This window comes from Siphonobacter sp. SORGH_AS_0500, from assembly GCF_002838835.1.
GTDB lineage: Bacteria > Bacteroidota > Bacteroidia > Cytophagales > Spirosomataceae > Siphonobacter.
The window spans coordinates 28,800-45,642 of the sequence record NZ_NHPP01000016.1 but is presented as its reverse complement, the minus strand read 5'-3'; the positions used below and the strand labels follow the sequence as shown (position 1 = coordinate 45,642).

10 protein-coding genes and 1 pseudogene are annotated in these 16,843 nt (G+C 42.9%); 9 read left to right on the top strand and 2 right to left on the bottom strand.

What is annotated here, in order from left to right; translation table 11 throughout:
- Positions 1-143: 143 nt before the first annotated feature.
- From BWI96_RS16970 to BWI96_RS16930, 8 genes and pseudogenes are all read left to right on the top strand, one after another.
- On the top strand, positions 144-461 hold the full coding sequence (locus tag BWI96_RS16970; RefSeq protein ID WP_106637730.1) for a hypothetical protein: 318 nt from the start codon (positions 144-146) through the stop codon (positions 459-461).
- Positions 462-469: 8 nt separating this feature from the next.
- Positions 470-1,459, top strand: a complete 990-nt coding sequence (locus BWI96_RS16965; RefSeq protein WP_157830411.1) for a hypothetical protein — start codon at positions 470-472, stop codon at positions 1,457-1,459.
- 176 nt (positions 1,460-1,635) lie between these two features.
- Positions 1,636-1,974 carry a hypothetical protein gene (locus BWI96_RS16960; protein ID WP_106637728.1) on the top strand — a complete coding sequence of 113 codons (339 nt, stop codon included), beginning with the start codon at positions 1,636-1,638 and terminating at the stop codon, positions 1,972-1,974.
- A 570-nt stretch (positions 1,975-2,544) separates the two neighbouring features.
- Positions 2,545-3,330 (top strand): abortive infection family protein, encoded by a 786-nt coding sequence (locus tag BWI96_RS16950; protein ID WP_106637726.1) that lies wholly within the window; start codon positions 2,545-2,547, stop codon positions 3,328-3,330.
- Between the two features lie 157 nt (positions 3,331-3,487).
- Entirely contained in the window at positions 3,488-3,904 is a 417-nt protein-coding gene (arr, locus tag BWI96_RS16945) for an NAD(+)--rifampin ADP-ribosyltransferase (RefSeq protein ID WP_106637725.1), read from the top strand.
- A 90-nt stretch (positions 3,905-3,994) separates the two neighbouring features.
- A pseudogene (locus tag BWI96_RS16940) lies at positions 3,995-5,688 on the top strand (GMC oxidoreductase).
- 129 nt (positions 5,689-5,817) lie between these two features.
- Positions 5,818-6,522: a hypothetical protein gene (locus BWI96_RS21975; protein ID WP_198555282.1), complete on the top strand. Its 705-nt coding sequence runs from the start codon at positions 5,818-5,820 to the stop codon at positions 6,520-6,522.
- A gap of 60 nt (positions 6,523-6,582) precedes the next feature.
- Complete coding sequence (locus BWI96_RS16930) at positions 6,583-7,377, top strand: DUF2625 domain-containing protein (protein WP_198555281.1); 795 nt, start codon at positions 6,583-6,585, stop codon at positions 7,375-7,377.
- 95 nt (positions 7,378-7,472) lie between these two features.
- Here the strand turns inward: BWI96_RS16930 and BWI96_RS16925 are convergent, their stop codons facing one another.
- Positions 7,473-9,338, bottom strand: coding sequence for a glycoside hydrolase family 127 protein (locus tag BWI96_RS16925; RefSeq protein WP_106637724.1), 1,866 nt, complete (start codon positions 9,336-9,338; stop codon positions 7,473-7,475).
- A 303-nt stretch (positions 9,339-9,641) separates the two neighbouring features.
- The gene (locus tag BWI96_RS16920; RefSeq protein ID WP_106637723.1) at positions 9,642-12,446 is read right to left on the bottom strand and encodes a bifunctional aconitate hydratase 2/2-methylisocitrate dehydratase; all 2,805 of its coding nucleotides are present in this window, start codon (positions 12,444-12,446) and stop codon (positions 9,642-9,644) included.
- Between the two features lie 1,197 nt (positions 12,447-13,643).
- Here BWI96_RS16920 and BWI96_RS16915 point away from each other — a divergent pair.
- Entirely contained in the window at positions 13,644-16,832 is a 3,189-nt protein-coding gene (locus tag BWI96_RS16915; protein ID WP_106637722.1) for a T9SS type A sorting domain-containing protein, read from the top strand.
- The last annotated feature ends 11 nt before the right edge of the window (positions 16,833-16,843 follow it).

The following is a 16,843-nucleotide window of genomic DNA, read 5'->3' as shown; positions in this document are numbered from 1 at the left end:
TAATCCTTCTTTTAGTTTAAATACCTATATATAGGTATTTAAACTAAAAGTTTTTTTGTTTCAATTTACAGTTAAAATTTCTTTGATACATTCTATAAAATTCCTTAAATTAATATTTAATATATTTAAACAATTGGCGAATTATGAAAGAATTCGATTTAGAGATTCGAGTAATTACATTTGGATCTATACTTACAACTAAAATTTTTCTAGAAGATTCTACAAATGAATCAAATAGAGTTTTAGACTGGGATATCCATCAGGATGGTTATCGTTTTAAAAAACTAGAAAAATACCAAATAAAAGATTCTAATTTGGATATTTTTGTAGCATGCCAAGGAATTGAAGGAGGCTATGTTTCCTGTGAAGTAATAATAAATGGAAAAAAAATGGAAAAAAAAATTAAAGCTAAACCTACAGATAAAATATATGCTCATGAGTATTACACTATCAATACTTAATGCCTACTATGAAAAAACTAATATATTTGATTACTAGCATTTTTCTATATCACTTATCATACTCACAAATATTAATAGATGATAAGTCTGGAGATGTAATTGGAAATAATATTCCTCAAATAGGCGGGGGTAAAAATATTTCCCTTATCCGTTTAAACACGGGTAGTCAATCAATCGGATTCTCACACTTTCTTTCGTCAAGTATGGTAGATGCAAGTAATTACTCAGTGAATGAGTTTTCTTTGAAAACTAGGCCAACTGATGGACTTGGCCCATTAATAAATAATGGACAATTTGCTCCCGGCATAAAACTTGGTTATACATATACAAAGGTTAATTTATTTTCTGATACTGGTCCAGGAGGTTACATAGATTGGGGAGGTGTTTCCATTAATTATGATATAGATAAATACACATTAATAAAAAAAGATACAACTTATTTCAATCAACTATATAATAAAAATTTCAATGGTTTAGGTCTTTATGCATATTATAGTGGACTGATTAAGAGTAAATGGATTGTATATGGTCGAATTGGTTATACCCATCAGAATAATTTGGATGAGTTGAGTAGTGTTGAGGCCAAGGAAATTATCTTTACATCAACAGATCCTATTTCTGGTCAACAAAGAGAAGTCGTAAAATCTAAGATAGGTAAGTTAGGGCTATACGAAGAATTTGACGGATTCCCAATAATTTTATCTATTACACGGACTACAAAAAGTGATGACCCGAAATCTCCTGACTTTAAAGAATCATTAGCCGCAGCTAGACTTCGTATTGGATTTACTGCGTATTTGAAGAACGTAATGTCCAATCGACTACCAAACACAACTATAGGTGTCATTTTGTTTCTTGCAAAACAAGATAAAATGGGGGTTAGAATACCAATTTTGGGCTTATCAATTCAAGCCAAAGATCCCTTTGATGTCTTAAATAAGGGAAATAGTTTTCAAAATCGACTTGGAATTGGTTTCACTAGTGTATTTAGTCTATAAATATAATTTTTTAAACATGATCATTAATAATCTGAGGTATCGTCTTGTGAACTTACTATTCTGCAAGAATTCTTCTATTGTCTCGAGTGATATTCTGCGAGTTTAAAACCAGAACAGCCTTTTTATAATATTTACTATTTAATAAGACATTTACTCATTAATCAATCACATAGACCATGAATGAAAAAATAACTTTACTAATAATTATAATATGGTTACTTCCAATTAAATCAACTTCTCAGACATTTTCAGGATTAACCAATATCAATTCATTTGGTGATTTAAATGAAAAAAGGACAAAACTTAATATATTAATACCCGATATAGAATCTAGATTAACAAAACTAAAATATAGTGAAATTGATACTTTACACGTTTCATGGCAAATAAGTTCGGAAGAAAATGAAATAAAAAATATTGAACAAAATATTAAAAAAATCAATTACGGAGACACCACTTCTGTATCTTTTTTAAAAAGGGATCTTTTAATTCATCTAAACAAAAAAAATACTTAGAATACCAATTAAAAAAGGCCAATGAGAACGAAATTTTAATAAAAAATTTAACAAGAGCTCTTGACAGTACTAGCTTTATTAAGACTCAAGTTGAATATGAAATAAATCAATTAATGATACCTAAGCTATCCCAGCAAAACTTCATGTTTTGGTCGAGCTTAGCTTTTGTTTTGTTAATGTGTATTTTACTTTATACTTTTTTTAGAGTTGTGAGTAATGACGAGAGTGTAAGAAAGATAATTTTTGGATCAGATTCAGGAATTCAATTCGTTACATTATTTAGTATTATTATTGCAATTATTCTATTTGGATTAAGTGGAGTTTTGGAGGGAAAAGAGTTATCTGCACTTTTAGGGTCTATTGCCGGATATATATTAGGAAAGGTAAAGTTTACAAGTAATAATTCTTCGAGTTCGAACAATCAATCAAATTTATAAACCCCGACTGTTTCAAGCAGCGTCTTTTAGACTAATATTTGGAACAGTCGGGGTTGTTAATTTCATCATTAATAATTTTATTATACTTCAGTTATAGGCTGGACGTTTTCAAATCCCAGTACGGAAGTAAGCCATGAATATTGGACAAAACTATATGGAAGATGCAGACATCAAGAAACTAAAAAAGGTTTTAAATTATAAAGGGCGACAAGACTTGGCTGACTTGCTGAGGCATTCTGTATCATATTTAGATGAATCTAACACCTTTGGAAGTAGATGGTATTCAAGGCTAAGCACTTTTCACATCAAATCACATCCGACTGTTCAAGAAAAATTAGACCAACTTTCAAAGAAGGACAAAGAGGAAATTTTTCAAGCTCTACTTTTGGTCTTTCCTTTGCGTGATAATGAACCAGAAATAATTGAAATAATCTACTATCCAGACTTTGATATTGACATTTCTGAACTTGTTGAAACAAAAGAACTTAATAGAATTTCGTTTGAATATATTCACGAACAAGTAAGAAAGTGCGATTCAAAAATAGCAGAAAAAGACTTTGATGGAGCTATTACTAATGCAAGAACTTTGATTGAATCCATTTGTTTATTCATCTTGGAATCCAAGACAAAACATAAACATGACTATGATGGAAATCTTATAAAATTATATAAGTCTGTTGCAGTACTTTTAAAAATGTCCCCAGGTGATTACGAAGATGATAACCTAAAACAAATCCTATCGGGAGTTTTCAGTATCATAAATGGAGTTTCAGGGCTAAGAAATACTTTTAGCGACTCACACGGATCTGCACCTTCCAAGACAATCTACAGGGTTGACGAAAGGCACGCAATTTTGACTGTTAATCTTGCAAAGACAATAAGCGAATATTTATTTTTGAGTTATGAAAAATCTAAATAGAGATAGATAAATATTGCCTAATATCGCTACTGTTTTAAATGACTCTGTGCTGGCCTAACACTCAGAAAAGCTTTCTGTTACACACTAGTATGTTTACGAAACACTTACCCTCCTACGTTTGTAACGCGGATGTCTGAGAAAGGCATCTCCAACGTCTATGGAACCAAACACCCAATCCACAACCAAGTCCTATTACCACGGTACCAAAGCCGATCTGAAAACCGGAGACTTAATTCAACCGGGTTTTCACTCTAACTACGGAAAGAGAAACAAAGCCAAGTTCATCTATTTAACCGCTACGCTGGATGCCGCCATCTGGGGAGCCGAACTGGCTGCTGGCGACGGACGTGAGCGAATATACATCGTTGAACCCACCGGCCCCATCGAAGACGACCCCAACTTAACTGATAAGAAATTTCCAGGAAACCCTACCCAATCGTACCGCTCGCAACATGCCTTTCGGGTGGTGGGTGAAATAACTGCCTGGCAAAGCCACTCTCCCGAACAACTTCAGACCATGAAGGATCATTTGGAACGGCTGAAGCAACTTGGTATTGAGGCAATCGAAGATTAAACCCTTTCGATAAATAGCTATTCTTTATCTTATTAAATTTCAATAATAAATAAGTATGTTTATATGACCACTTATTAGCATACGTACTTAGTGAAAGAAGAAGCTACATTTGACGCCATCGTTATTGGCTCTGGTATCAGCGGTGGCTGGGCAGCCAAGGAACTGTGTGACAAAGGATTAAAAACGCTGGTCCTGGAACGGGGTCGTTCCGTGGAACATCTCAAAGATTACCCAACGGCTCATTTGCATCCCTGGCAGATTCCGCATCGGGGTCGGATGAGTAAGGCCTTTCTTGAAGAAAATCCGCTCATTAGTAAAGCCGCCGGATTTGGTTCGGATAATGCTCATTTCTTCATCCGCGATCAGGATCATCCCTATATTCAGGAAAAGCCTTTTGACTGGATTCGCGGGTATCAGGTTGGTGGAAAATCCCTGACCTGGGGAAGAGCCTGTCAACGCTGGAGTGATTTTGAATTTACTGCTCCCCAACGTTTTGGCTACGGTATTGACTGGCCCATTCGGTACAGCGATATAGCTCCCTGGTACACGCATGTCGAAAATTTTATTGGCGTTTGCGGTAATGCCGATGGTATCGAAGCCATGCCTGATGGTGAGTTTTTGCCGCCTTTTCAGCTGAATTGCGTAGAAGCCGCTCTTCAGCAATCCATCAAAAAAATTATCCTAATCGGCATCTGGTGCAGGCCCGCTGGGCTCACCTGACCAAGCCTAAAGAAATTCATCGGCAACAGGGACGGGGGCAATGTCAGGCCCGTAACCTGTGCATGCGGGGGTGTCCTTTCGGTGGCTATTTCAGCTCGGTATCCTCTACCCTGCCCTGGGCCCAGAAAACGGGAAAACTTACCATTCGTCCGCATTCGGTAGTGCATTCGATTCTTTACAATTCCCAAACCCAAAAAGCTTCGGGCGTACGGATAATTGATGCCGAAACCCGGCAGACCATTGATTTTTCAGCCCGGATTATTTTTGTGAATGCTTCGGCGTTGAACAGTAATCTCATTCTGCTAAACTCCCGCTCTTCCCGCTTTCCCAGTGGCCTGGGTAATGACTCCGGCTTGTTAGGCAAATACGTTGCTTTTCATAACTACCGGGCTAGTCTACACGCAGAAATGCCAGGTTTCACGGATCGGTATTACTTTGGCCGAAATCCTACCGATGCCATTATTGCTAATTACCGAAATCTGCACACGCAGGATACTGATTACCTGGGTGGTTTCACCACCTTTCTGGGAGCGTACCGAAGTAAAGGAAAATTGGAAGCCCAAAGTTCTGGTTTTGGGGCGGAATTCAAGCGGGCCATGACCGAGCCCGGCCCCTGGCAGATTTACATGTACATGCAGGGTGAAACCATTCCGAAAGCCAGCAATCACGTACGGCTGAGTTCGGATCAGACGGATCCCTGGGGGATTCCACGGCTCATTACCTCGGTAGGTTATGACGAAAACGATGAGAAAATGACGCAGGATTTTCTGCGGGAAAGCGAGGCCATGCTGGAAAAAGCGGGTTGCACGAACATCGAAACCTATGATAACAAGCAGGCTCCCGGACTGGATATTCACGAAATGGGTGGGGTACGAATGGGCCGCGACCCGAAAACGTCGGTACTGAATGCTCATAACCAGATGCACACGGTGCCCAACGTATTCGTAACCGACGGAGCCTGCATGACCAGCACGGGAAACCAAAGTCCTTCGCTATTATACATGGCCCTAACGGCCCGAGCCGTTCACCATGCCGCTCAAGAATTAAAGGCTGGACATTTGTAGGGATGCGGTATTACCATTCATCCATTAGTATCAGCGTTGGAAGAATGGTTACTTGGATGCATTCATGTGGTTACCTAATATTGCCTAACGACATGGACATCTACCATTCCACATCTGCAATTCTAACCTATGGAGGAAATTAAGCCTTACACTACCTTTGAAGAAGCCCTCCGTGATCTGGATAATGGCGGTCGCTTTTATAACCTGTTTACCCAAGCTGCGGACGATATCATTACTCAGGCCGAATTGTCTAAAGTATCTGGTATGTTTTTCGCCAAACAGCAAATGATTTTATTTCTGGAAATGGCTCTTTCCAAACTTGATGAGACGGAAAAAGCCGAAGTTTTGTCGAAGTTGGACGAATCGCTCCAGAGTTGTTATCAGCAATACAAACCCCAACGTCTGGCCTCTTTAAGAACGGATGAAAAAGGTAAACTTACGTCCAGTACGATCATTACCGGCATTCCCAAACTACAGGAATCAAAATCCTATTTAAATGGCTTTATTATGATTCCCGTTGGAAAGTCGTTCACCATAGTACCCATTATGGATCTATACCAGGTGTACGAAATTGCCGAAGAAGGTTCTTCCTATCAGGTTATTATGGCTAATAGTAAAAGTAAAACCAAATTGACGTTACCCGAAACCTCCCTAACGGTGGGTGGTGTCTGGAAAAAATTCACTTCTTCGTACGGTGAAAACAAACCCATAACCCAGGAACTTTCCCCGAGCATACCTCAGTCTTACGACTACATTACTAGCGTTTTTGAAAAGCTGGAGTCAGATCAGAAAACGACAAATTATTTGGAGATTAATTACTTCATAAGATCATGATCTATTTTACTATCTAAGATTTTACGATTAAAAGTATTGCTTCCCCTATCATCCAAACGAATGAGTAATAACGCTGTTGACCTCCGCCATTTTCAAAGCTTTTTGAGAAAAACAAGCACGGTTCTTGTTCTCACCCTATTAACCCTGATGGCATCTGCACAAAACAAAATGCGTCCGCTTGAACAGCTTATCAATGAAACTGACTCAGGATGGCCCCTCGTGCGGGAGTGGATCAGTAAGGCCAAAAACAAAGTACAAGTTCTCCCCTGTAATACAAACCGAGCAAAAGACGCTTTGTATAAAACACAAGTAACTACGCGTTCTCCAATGGGAGCGATTGTTTATGCCACAGGTGGGTTACTCATTGATCATGGGTGGATACGTGTTCTAGGGTCTGGCTGCTCTAAACTTAATCGTTCCCTTCCTGACTGGAACAAGGGAAAATCATTCAAGGAATTTGGCCAACGGCCTGGGGTTCTCCTGATAGCTGATGATGTTGTAGGAGGTTTTTTCGCGGTAAATGGAGGGGCTTTGGGAAGTGATGCTGGTAAAGTTTATTATTTATCCCCTGATCAGCTGGAATGGGAGCCCCTGGACCTCACCTATACCGATTTCTTGCATTTTTGCTTTAACGGCGACTTGGCTACGTTTTATAAAAACCTTCGCTGGAAAAACTGGAAGAGTGACGTGGAGAAACTGAACGGCGATACAGTTTTTAACTTTTATCCTTATTTATGGACAAAAGAGGGCCAGAATATTAACAAAGTGTCAAGAAAGGCTGTACCTATTCAAGAACAATATCTTCTGAATTTAAATCTTATAAAGCAGCTTCTCGAAAAAAAGAATGGCTCATAGTCTCAGAAGTAACTCCCCTGTTCGTCCGCGACTATTTCGCGGACGACTTCATTTTAACCTTTTCAGCAAGCTTCCCTAGCAGCTCGCAAAAAATATTAGAGTTTCTGGGGATTGAGTAATTGAGGCAACCAGACTCGAAATCTCGAACGTGCATCATTAGTATTTCCTGCCGACGCATAATCACACAAAATAACCGATACGGGGTTTCCCGGCCCTTCTTTGTATGATTCTGGCATAAACGATCCCTGAAACTGCATCCAGATTCCATCCGTGTTTTCCTTTACCAGATCGAGTTTCAGCGTACCTGTTTTGTCCATCATAGGGCTCAGTGTAGCATCAATCACTGGACCTGGTAAGCGGGCATCCCGTGCCAGCAGAATCGGGCCTCTTACAATTGCCACCTGTTGCGGTTCAATCCCCATCTGAATTACTTTTCCCTGAAGGTACAGATTCAGCGTGATCTCGTCTCCTGATTTCCAGGATTGTTTCAGGCGTTTGTATGTCCCTTTCTTACCCGAAACTTCCTGAGATTTTACCAACAATTGATACGAATCCGCCCATTCGGGGATCCGTACATCAACGGCAAAATCTTCTGCTTGGGGGATTTCTATTTTCCAATGGATGTCTCCAGAAACGGGATAACGAGTCTGGCATTTCACCGTGACAACCTGACCTTTCGGACTTTTGAAGGTATAACTTCCGGGTACGAAAAAATTCAACTGTACGCCCTGCTGGCTTTGCATAACTACCGTGGAAGGTAACGTAAAAAGTCCACGAGGACCACTGGCCACGCAGCAGTTTAGTCCCATACCACATTGCTCGGAACCTTCCAGTCGTTGGCCCATGAGCGGCGTATACTTGGCCCAGTCAGAGCCGTCAGGTTTCATCGATCCCAGCAATGCGTTGTAATACGTCTGTTCAATGGCATCAGCGTATTTGGCTTCCCCTGTCAACCTTAGCAATTGTTGGTTCAGCTTAATCCAGGTGGCCGTAACGCAGGTTTCCTGATAATGGTGAATGGCCATCGTCTGGTACTTTTTCCCGCCAAACCAGCACTCTACCGCAGACCCCGAACCTGCCAGGTTAATTTCCGTATCATGGATATTCTGCCAAGTTTTTTCGACCGCTTCACGATACGAGGCTTTGCCCGTGACCCGGTACAGCTCCAACAGGCCTTCGTAACAGGACATCATTTCGTATGCTTTCTGACCCTGCTCCCAACCAAACCAATTTTGTGGTTTCGGAAAACGCTCAGATACGGGAACGCCCGCCCTGGCGATCAACTGTGGACCATCCGCCGACTCCCATTGGCGAACAATCTCTTCCGCAAACTGTAAGTATTTGGGTTCTTTGGTACGCGTATAAAGTAGCGTGATGGGCTCCAGTACGGAAGACGTGGCCATGCCCCGGTGATTCCCTTTTCGTACCAATAGAACGTTCTTCTCTTTTAATTGCTGAATCAGGTGGTCAGCCAACCGACGGGCAGCCGTCAGGCTTTTGGCATCCTGAGTAAGATCATAATACGCCAGCAAACCCAGCATACAATATTTTCTTCCCCAGATATCCCATTGCTCCAGTTGACTGGCCTCGCTGTAGTTTCCAATGTATCCGTCCGGGGTTTGCGTAGCGATAAGTCCCTGAACTGCTTTATCAAGTTTAGCTTTCAAGGTGGGCTCCGGTTTGTACCGATAAGCTAGTACGGCTGACGTAAACCATTTACCCCAGAATTCACTCTGCCAGCAGCGGGTCTCGGTTCGGTCACGAAACGGGGATACGAGACGATCTACGTCTTGTGCCAGGATACGGTTCTGATACGAAGCATCCAGTTTTTCACCTATATATCCGGTAATTTTTTCCGTATAAATCGGTGTTAACTCGTCCGGTACAGAAGATTGGGCTGTTGCCGGTAACCAACCCAGGCATCCAATGAGCAGTGATGCCTGTCGAATGAGGCGAAGCATAGGATGATCTTTTCGTTTAGAGGATACTTATTCTCTGATAAGCATAATCTAAAATACAAAAAATCTAATGAGGTGTCCTATAAAAATGTTAAATGCGTAGCGGCGTATGAGGGAAAGGCACGGAAGAAAACCCAATTAAAAACTATCAGCTATGGGTGTATTGGATGGGTCCACCCTACAACGTGAAGTCTTTTAGCAATGCTCAAGATAAGCGGAAAGAAGAGTCGCATAAACCTCAACAAAAAGACCCATCCGCATAAAGCCGATGGGTCTTTCCCTAATCAGAAAACCTTACTAAGATCCTTAGAAAGAAAGCTGATGAGCCGCAGAGGAACTCGTCGTCATTTTCTGAACAGGTGGGGCAAATTGGGTTAACTTGATTCCCTTCACTGCCGTTTTGTATTCTTCGATTGTAGGAGTTCTACCCAGAATGGCAGAAAGAACCACCACCGGCGTAGAGGCCAGTAAAGACTCTCCTTTCTTACGATCTGAATCTTTTACCACACGTCCCTGGAACAAACGAGTAGATGTAGCCATTACGGTATCGCCCTTCTCTGCTTTTTCCTGGTTACCCATACACAGGTTACAACCGGGACGCTCCAGATAAAGGATGTTTTCGTATTCGGTGCGAGCCGTTACTTTCGGAGCCGCATCATCGAATTCGAAACCGGAATACTTTTGCAGTACATCCCAATCACCTTCCTCTTTCAATTCAGCGATGATGTTATAGGTCGGAGCCGCCACTACTAACGGAGCCTGGAATTCTACTTTCCCGTAGTGCTCTTCCAGGTTTTTGAGCATTTTGGCAACGATTTTGATGTCTCCTTTGTGTACCATGCAAGAGCCCACAAAACCCAGGTCTACGTGCTTTTCACCTTCATAATAGGTCAGGTCACGAATGGTATCGTGCGTATATCGCTTCGAGGCATCCACGTTATTTACGTCAGGATCGGCAATCATAGGCTCATCAATGATGTCCAGATCCACTACGAATTCTGCGTAATACTTCGCATTATCATCAGGAGTCAAAGGAGGCTTCTCACCTGATTTAATTTCGTTAATTCGCTTATCAGCTTTATCGATCAGTCCTTGCAGTACCTGCTTCTCATTATCCATGCCCTTTTCGATCATGATTCGGATGCGATCTTTCGCGATCTCTAATGATTCGATGAGCGTTTCAGGCTGAGAAATACAGATCGAAGCTTTGGCTTTCATCTCTGCCGTCCAGTCGGTGAAAGTAAAGGCCTGATCTGAAAGTAAGGTACCGATGTGTACTTCAATTACCCGGCCCTGGAATACGTTTTCACCATTGAATTCCTTCAGCATCTGTAACTGGGTAGCGTGCACGACATCCCGGAAATCCAGGTGATCCTGCATTTTACCCTTGAACGTTACCTTAACCGATTCAGGAATAGGCATGGAAGCTTCACCCGTAGCCAGTGCCAGAGCCACCGTACCCGAGTCAGCACCGAAGGCCACACCTTTTGACATCCGGGTATGGGAGTCTCCCCCGATAATGATCGCCCAGTCGTCAACCGTAATATCATTCAAAACCTTATGAATTACGTCGGTCATGGAATGATAAACTCCTTTGGGGTCACGGGCCGTGATGAGACCGAAGTCATTCATAAACTTCATCAGTCGGGGAATGTTCTGCTGAGATTTGCTATCCCAAACCGATGCCGTGTGGCAACCCGATTGATAACCAGCGTCTACGATGGGAGAAATCACCGTGGCAGCCATAGACTCCAGCTCCTGAGCCGTCATTAATCCCGTCGTATCCTGCGAGCCTACGATGTTTACCTTCGCCCGAACGTAAGAACCGGCGTGTAAGGTAGCACCAGAGGTTCCCACCGCATTGCGATTGAAGATTTTTTCTACCGCCGTCAAACCTTGCCCTTCAATGGAGATTTCTTTCGAAGGAGCGAACACGGTTGGAGCCGTAATACCCAGGGTCTTTGCCGCAAACGTCTGTAATTTTTTACCGAATTCGATGGAGTAAGAACCACCGGCTTTCATGAACTCGATTTTCTGAGGTGTGAAGGCTGAACTCACATCCATTACCTCCTGGCCATCTTTGTAAAGCTTCTTGGTCTTGGTATTCACCGTAAGCACCGTTCCGGTATCCACCGAATACGTTTGCTTTAACACGGGCTGACCATCCGCATCGACGATAAGCTTACCGTTTTCATCGAACTGCTTCACCCAGTTTTTAAGATCCAGGCCAATACCACCCGTTACGCCAACCGTAGTCAGGAAGATCGGAGAAATGCCGTTGGTTCCGGCTACTACTGGAGCAATGTTCACGAAAGGCACATAAGGACTAGCCTGCTTACCAATCCAGAGAGCCACGTTATTTACACCCGACATCCGCGAAGAACCTACGCCCATGGTGCCTTTTTCAGCCACCAGCATAACCGTCTTATCAGGGTGCTGAGCTTTGAGTTCCTTCAGTGCGGCTTGTTGTGCTTTGTTGTGCTCAAACATACACTGGCCGTGCAGTTCACGGTCTGAACGTGAGTGAGCATCACTGCCGGGAGAAAGTAAATCCGTAGAAATATCACCAATACCGGCAATGAAAGTTACCAGGGTAATCTCTTCGGGGATATCAGGTAACTTGGTATAGAAATCTGCTCGAGCGTAACTCTCAAGAATATCTTTAGCAATTTCGCTGCCGTTTTTGTAAGCCTGCTCTAAACGGTCGGTATCTGCGTCGTAGAGGAATACCTGCGTTTTTAAAACCTCAGCTGCCTGTGTGGCAATGGCAAGATCATCGCCTAAGGCTAAATCCAGTAATACCTCAATGGAAGGACCGCCCTTCATGTGGGACAACTGCTCAAAAGCAAAAGCGGGGGTAATTTCTTTTACTTCCGACTCACCCAGAATAATCTCCTTCAGGAACTTTGCCTTTACACGAGCTGCACTGGTAGTGCCGGGTAATACATTATAAATAAAGAATTGAAGTGACTCATCCCGATGCTCGTGGCCAGCGTGTTTGATCTGTTCAATGACCTCGTACATCAACTCAGCTCCATCAATCGGCAAGGGATGAAGCCCCTGGGCTTCTCTATCTATAATCTGCTTTTGATACTCGTCATATTTGCTCATAATTAACCTATTAGTTCAAGAAGATTAGATAAATCATCGAAAACTACAAATCTACTAAAAAAGTAGTAAATAGCCTTTCTATGCGTTGTTTTTCGCAGGACGGAGGGCCCCTGTAGAGGATGGCTAAAGTAAGTATTTTCCGAAGACGGCAAGGTCATTCCAACGTATCAAGCTGGAAAGGCATCTCAGACCAATCGTTACTTGGATAGATCTGGACGAAGTAATAGGCAGAACTCTAATTTTAGATAATGTCATAAGGAAGGATGAACACCCCGCTGGCTTCCTTCTATCCGTATGAAAATAATAGTAGGAAGAAGACCATCATAACATTGTTACGGAAGAAGTGGAGTCAACGTATAATCATACTCGTTCACAGCTACTGTATCTTAGGAGAGAGATGATTTCAATGTTGCGATGTGTGGTTTGGGCAACGGCGTTTACACAACTTATATCAGCTATGCTAGTGAAGATTCTATTGGCAGGCTTGTAAGTGATTTGGGGCTTTTAGAATGAGAACCGTAAAGTCCAAATTTATAAGATTCAACAACCTAAGCTTGCATATAGACCTTGCGGATGGGATTCATTATAGGGCAAAATATTTATCCATTCCTATTACCTAATTCTTTTCAACTTCTTCACAGATAGCCTTCAAATTATAAATGAAGGAATATTGATAAATCACCTTCCGTACTGATAAGATACGAACATCCGTACATCGCTCTGCTTGGCTATAGAAGCCTGCTTGATCCCGATTGAACAATCAATTCCAGGGTGATGAAACGGCCTTATCAAGCCTTGTTCAAAAATTTAATTCTAACTCGTCTTTATCTTTCTCTTAGGTAGGTTAAAAATCCAGCTTAAAAATATGCTCATGTCATATTACTAAAAATAAAATAATAGAGAACCCTATACCGAGAGACGCAGGTAGTAGCTGAACTACTTCAGGAAGTTAATTTTTTGATGATTACCTGAAAATCAATCATGTCAGGAATTAAACAGAATAGCCGAGGCCTACGAGTTTTGAGGACTTCAAAACCAGAATTAGACTTATAAAATTACCATATGAATAGATTACAACCCTTTATTGACTAGATATTCATCTATCCTCTTCCTATCAAGCTTATAGATTTACGCCCTGTACAACTCAACGTCTGATGTCCGCCTTTCTAGATTTATTTACTAAAACCTTTTCTTTTTATGAAGAAAAATTTACGACTTCTTTTGGCCGTAATCGCCTTGCCTTTTTTGGCAGAAGACTACGCTATGGCTCAATTGCCTGGTGGTGTGCCAATCGCCGCCTGGTGGCGGGCAGACGCTCCTAATCTTTATTCCAATGCCGGAACCACTCCAGTAACTTCCGGTGAAGGGGTCTATCAATGGAACGACTACAAGGGACTGGGTTACAACCTCGTCCAAACTAATGCAGGGTACCGTCCCATCTATTCTAATACGACTACCCTGGCCAACTTCAATCCTACGGTTACCTTTGCCAATAAATACATGGACTACGAGCCAGGAGCTGGTGTCAACATCATTGATCGCGTTAATGGGACGCTTTATGCCGCAGGATACACCAACACCTTGAATGGTAATGGCTTCTTTGGCTTTGATGTTTCGAATAATTACCCCGGCTTGCACTTTTACAATGACGCAGGTAATTACAAGTTACTCTTCTTCACGGGTGGTCCAGGCTATCAGGGGTTAAGTAGTAACGTACAAAAACCAACTTCTTTCTTCACGGCGGGGGCTTCCTGGCAAAATGGTGCGGGAAGCAATGCATCGTATGCAGGAGCTACCGTATCGCTCAACGGTACCAGAATTTCTTACTCAGGCAGTCAGATCAACAACGCTAGTCAGGATGTCAATGCTCGTGACGTTCGGATCGGATATGATAGTGATTACGGACCCCTCAATGGGCAGCTCAATGAAATGATGATTTTTGAAAACGTGCTTAGCACCGAAGAGATGGATCGGGTTGAAACCTATCTGGCCATTAAATACGGTACCACCTACGCAGCCGGAATCAGAGATTATAAAAACTCATCTGGTGGCGTAGTGTGGACTAGTGCTAACCACTCGGGTAATCGTTCTAACATTGCTGGAATTGCTCTGGATATGAATGGAGCTCTTGATCAGAAACAATCCTGGAGCACTAACGCTGGTAAACAGATTTTAATTGGAACTACCGGGTTAAACAATACCAATGCGGCCAACACCTCTTCGCTTTCCAACGGTCAGTACTTGATCTGGGGTGATAACGGATTGGCCAAATCGCCATCCGTTGCCTTAGCAGGCGTATCAGGGGTCAACTATCGGTTTGCCTCCATCTGGAAAGTTCAGAATACGGGTAGTGTAGGTACAGTACGGGTTGCCTGGCCGTCATCAGGACTGACCAACCTTTCCTTGATTCAGAGTCCCGATTCGACCTTTGATTCAAACGACACCCCCATTTCTATGGCTTCTAACACTCAGGTCATTAATGGGGTCACCTACAACTACGCTGACGTAACCTTCACCGATGGACAATATTTTACATTGGCTGCATCGTTACAGGGCCCTGGTGGAGTGGTTGCTAACCTGATGATGTGGCACAAAGCCAACGATGGCACCAGTACCCCCGGTACTAAAAGTGTATGGAAAGACGTATCAGGAAACGGACGCGATGTTACCCAGACCAATAATGCGGCCTATCAACCTAATCTGGTTACGAAAGCAAGTTATGCAGGGGACAGTAAGAATTACTTCTTTAACTTTAACCCCTTCTATTATTTTGACGGTACCAACGACTTTTTCTACCGTCTGAATGATGACTATTTCCCCACCAACACCAGTGCCGGTTCTACCTATGGTGTGATGTTCAACTCCGCAGCAGGTGGTTGGCGTACCCCCTACGGCTGGGGTGATGATGACCCGAACCTTGTCCGTGGCGATAATTTATATTACGTTACAAGGGATAATGGAACGGTCCTTACTCAAGACCTTTCCCTGACCACAACTCCTGTACACTTTGCAGGCATGTCGTGGAGAGGAGGCGGCAAGAATGGCATTTACCTGAACACCAATGGCCGAGTGGACAGTACGGGTGTCTATAACATTGGACAATTAAATAACGACCGCAACTTTGCCATTGGTTCGGAAGGATTTTCCCTTACCTCAGCTGGATATGAATTGTTCCAGGGAGGAATTTCGGAAGTGTTTGCCTACAGCAGCGACCATCAAAACTCTACGGGCGACGAAAAACAGCGGATCAACTCGTACCTGGCCCTCAAGTACGGCATTACCTTGAGAAAAGATTTTGATACTACAGCCGCTAACTATTTAAGCAGTTCATCTGCGGTAGTTTGGAATGCCACAACAAATGCAAAGTATAGTAAAAACATTGCTGGGATCGCTAATGACGTGAATTCGGCACTGAATCAGCGGCAGTCCATCAGTGTCAATAATGGGCAACAAATACTGATTGGAACCATCGGGTTGGATAGTACGAATGCGGCCAACACCTCTTCGCTCTCTAACGGTCAGTTTTTGATCTGGGGCGATAATGGATTAGCTAAAACTCCGGCTAACTATAAGGACAGTTTGGGACATGGTGTGAACGCGTTATTTAATGCGGTCTGGAAAGTACAAAATACAAAGAATGTAGATACGGTACGGGTAGCTTGGCCGGCAGGACTGACCAATCTTTCGTTAGTGCAAAGTACGGATACGACTTTTGAAGCAACCGACCGCTTTACTCCTATGGTACCCAACACCCAAACGATCAATGGTGTTACCTATAACTATGCTAAAGCCGTTCTGAAAAATGGTGAGTACTTTACATTGGCAGCCTTAGTACAGGGTGGTCTGCCCGTGAGTCTGGTTTCCTTCGAAGCCAAGGTACTGCCTCAGGAACACGTGCAAGTGACCTGGAAAACCAACCGGGAAGTAAACAATGCAGGATACATCATTGAACGTAGTAAGGATCTTCAGACGTTTGAAACCGTGGCACAGGTCAGGGATGTGGCTTCCGCCTCTAACTCGATCCATACCTATCAGATCGTCGATGAAAAACCCTTCCGTGGTACGAGCTATTACCGACTCAAGCAGATCGACCTGAATGGCAATACCACCGCCTTCCGTCCGGCAAGCGTTCTGGTAGGAAAAGACGGTTATACCGTTTATCCTAACCCCGTTGGTTCATCAGCTATTCACGTGCAGGTTGATGATCCACAGACCGCTCGGGTTACGCTTCGCACCCTAACAGGTACGTCCATCTCAGTAGATCGCCAAGCAAAAGGACAGGACGAGTTAATTCTCTCCACTACGGGTAAACTCACCCCCGGTGTTTACCTGCTCTCGGTCGAAGAACGGGCTACTACCCGCACCTATAAAGTAGTCGTAAACTAGACCCTTTCCAA

Coding starts and splice junctions, on each gene's coding strand:
- BWI96_RS16970 (WP_106637730.1), top strand. CDS start 144: ATGAAAGAATTCGATTTAGAGATTCGAGTAATTACATTTGGATCTATA.
- BWI96_RS16965 (WP_157830411.1), top strand. CDS start 470: ATGAAAAAACTAATATATTTGATTACTAGCATTTTTCTATATCACTTA.
- BWI96_RS16960 (WP_106637728.1), top strand. CDS start 1,636: ATGAATGAAAAAATAACTTTACTAATAATTATAATATGGTTACTTCCA.
- BWI96_RS16950 (WP_106637726.1), top strand. CDS start 2,545: ATGAATATTGGACAAAACTATATGGAAGATGCAGACATCAAGAAACTA.
- arr (WP_106637725.1), top strand. CDS start 3,488: ATGGAACCAAACACCCAATCCACAACCAAGTCCTATTACCACGGTACC.
- BWI96_RS21975 (WP_198555282.1), top strand. CDS start 5,818: ATGGAGGAAATTAAGCCTTACACTACCTTTGAAGAAGCCCTCCGTGAT.
- BWI96_RS16930 (WP_198555281.1), top strand. CDS start 6,583: ATGAGTAATAACGCTGTTGACCTCCGCCATTTTCAAAGCTTTTTGAGA.
- BWI96_RS16925 (WP_106637724.1), bottom strand. CDS start 9,338: ATGCTTCGCCTCATTCGACAGGCATCACTGCTCATTGGATGCCTGGGT.
- BWI96_RS16920 (WP_106637723.1), bottom strand. CDS start 12,446: ATGAGCAAATATGACGAGTATCAAAAGCAGATTATAGATAGAGAAGCC.
- BWI96_RS16915 (WP_106637722.1), top strand. CDS start 13,644: ATGAAGAAAAATTTACGACTTCTTTTGGCCGTAATCGCCTTGCCTTTT.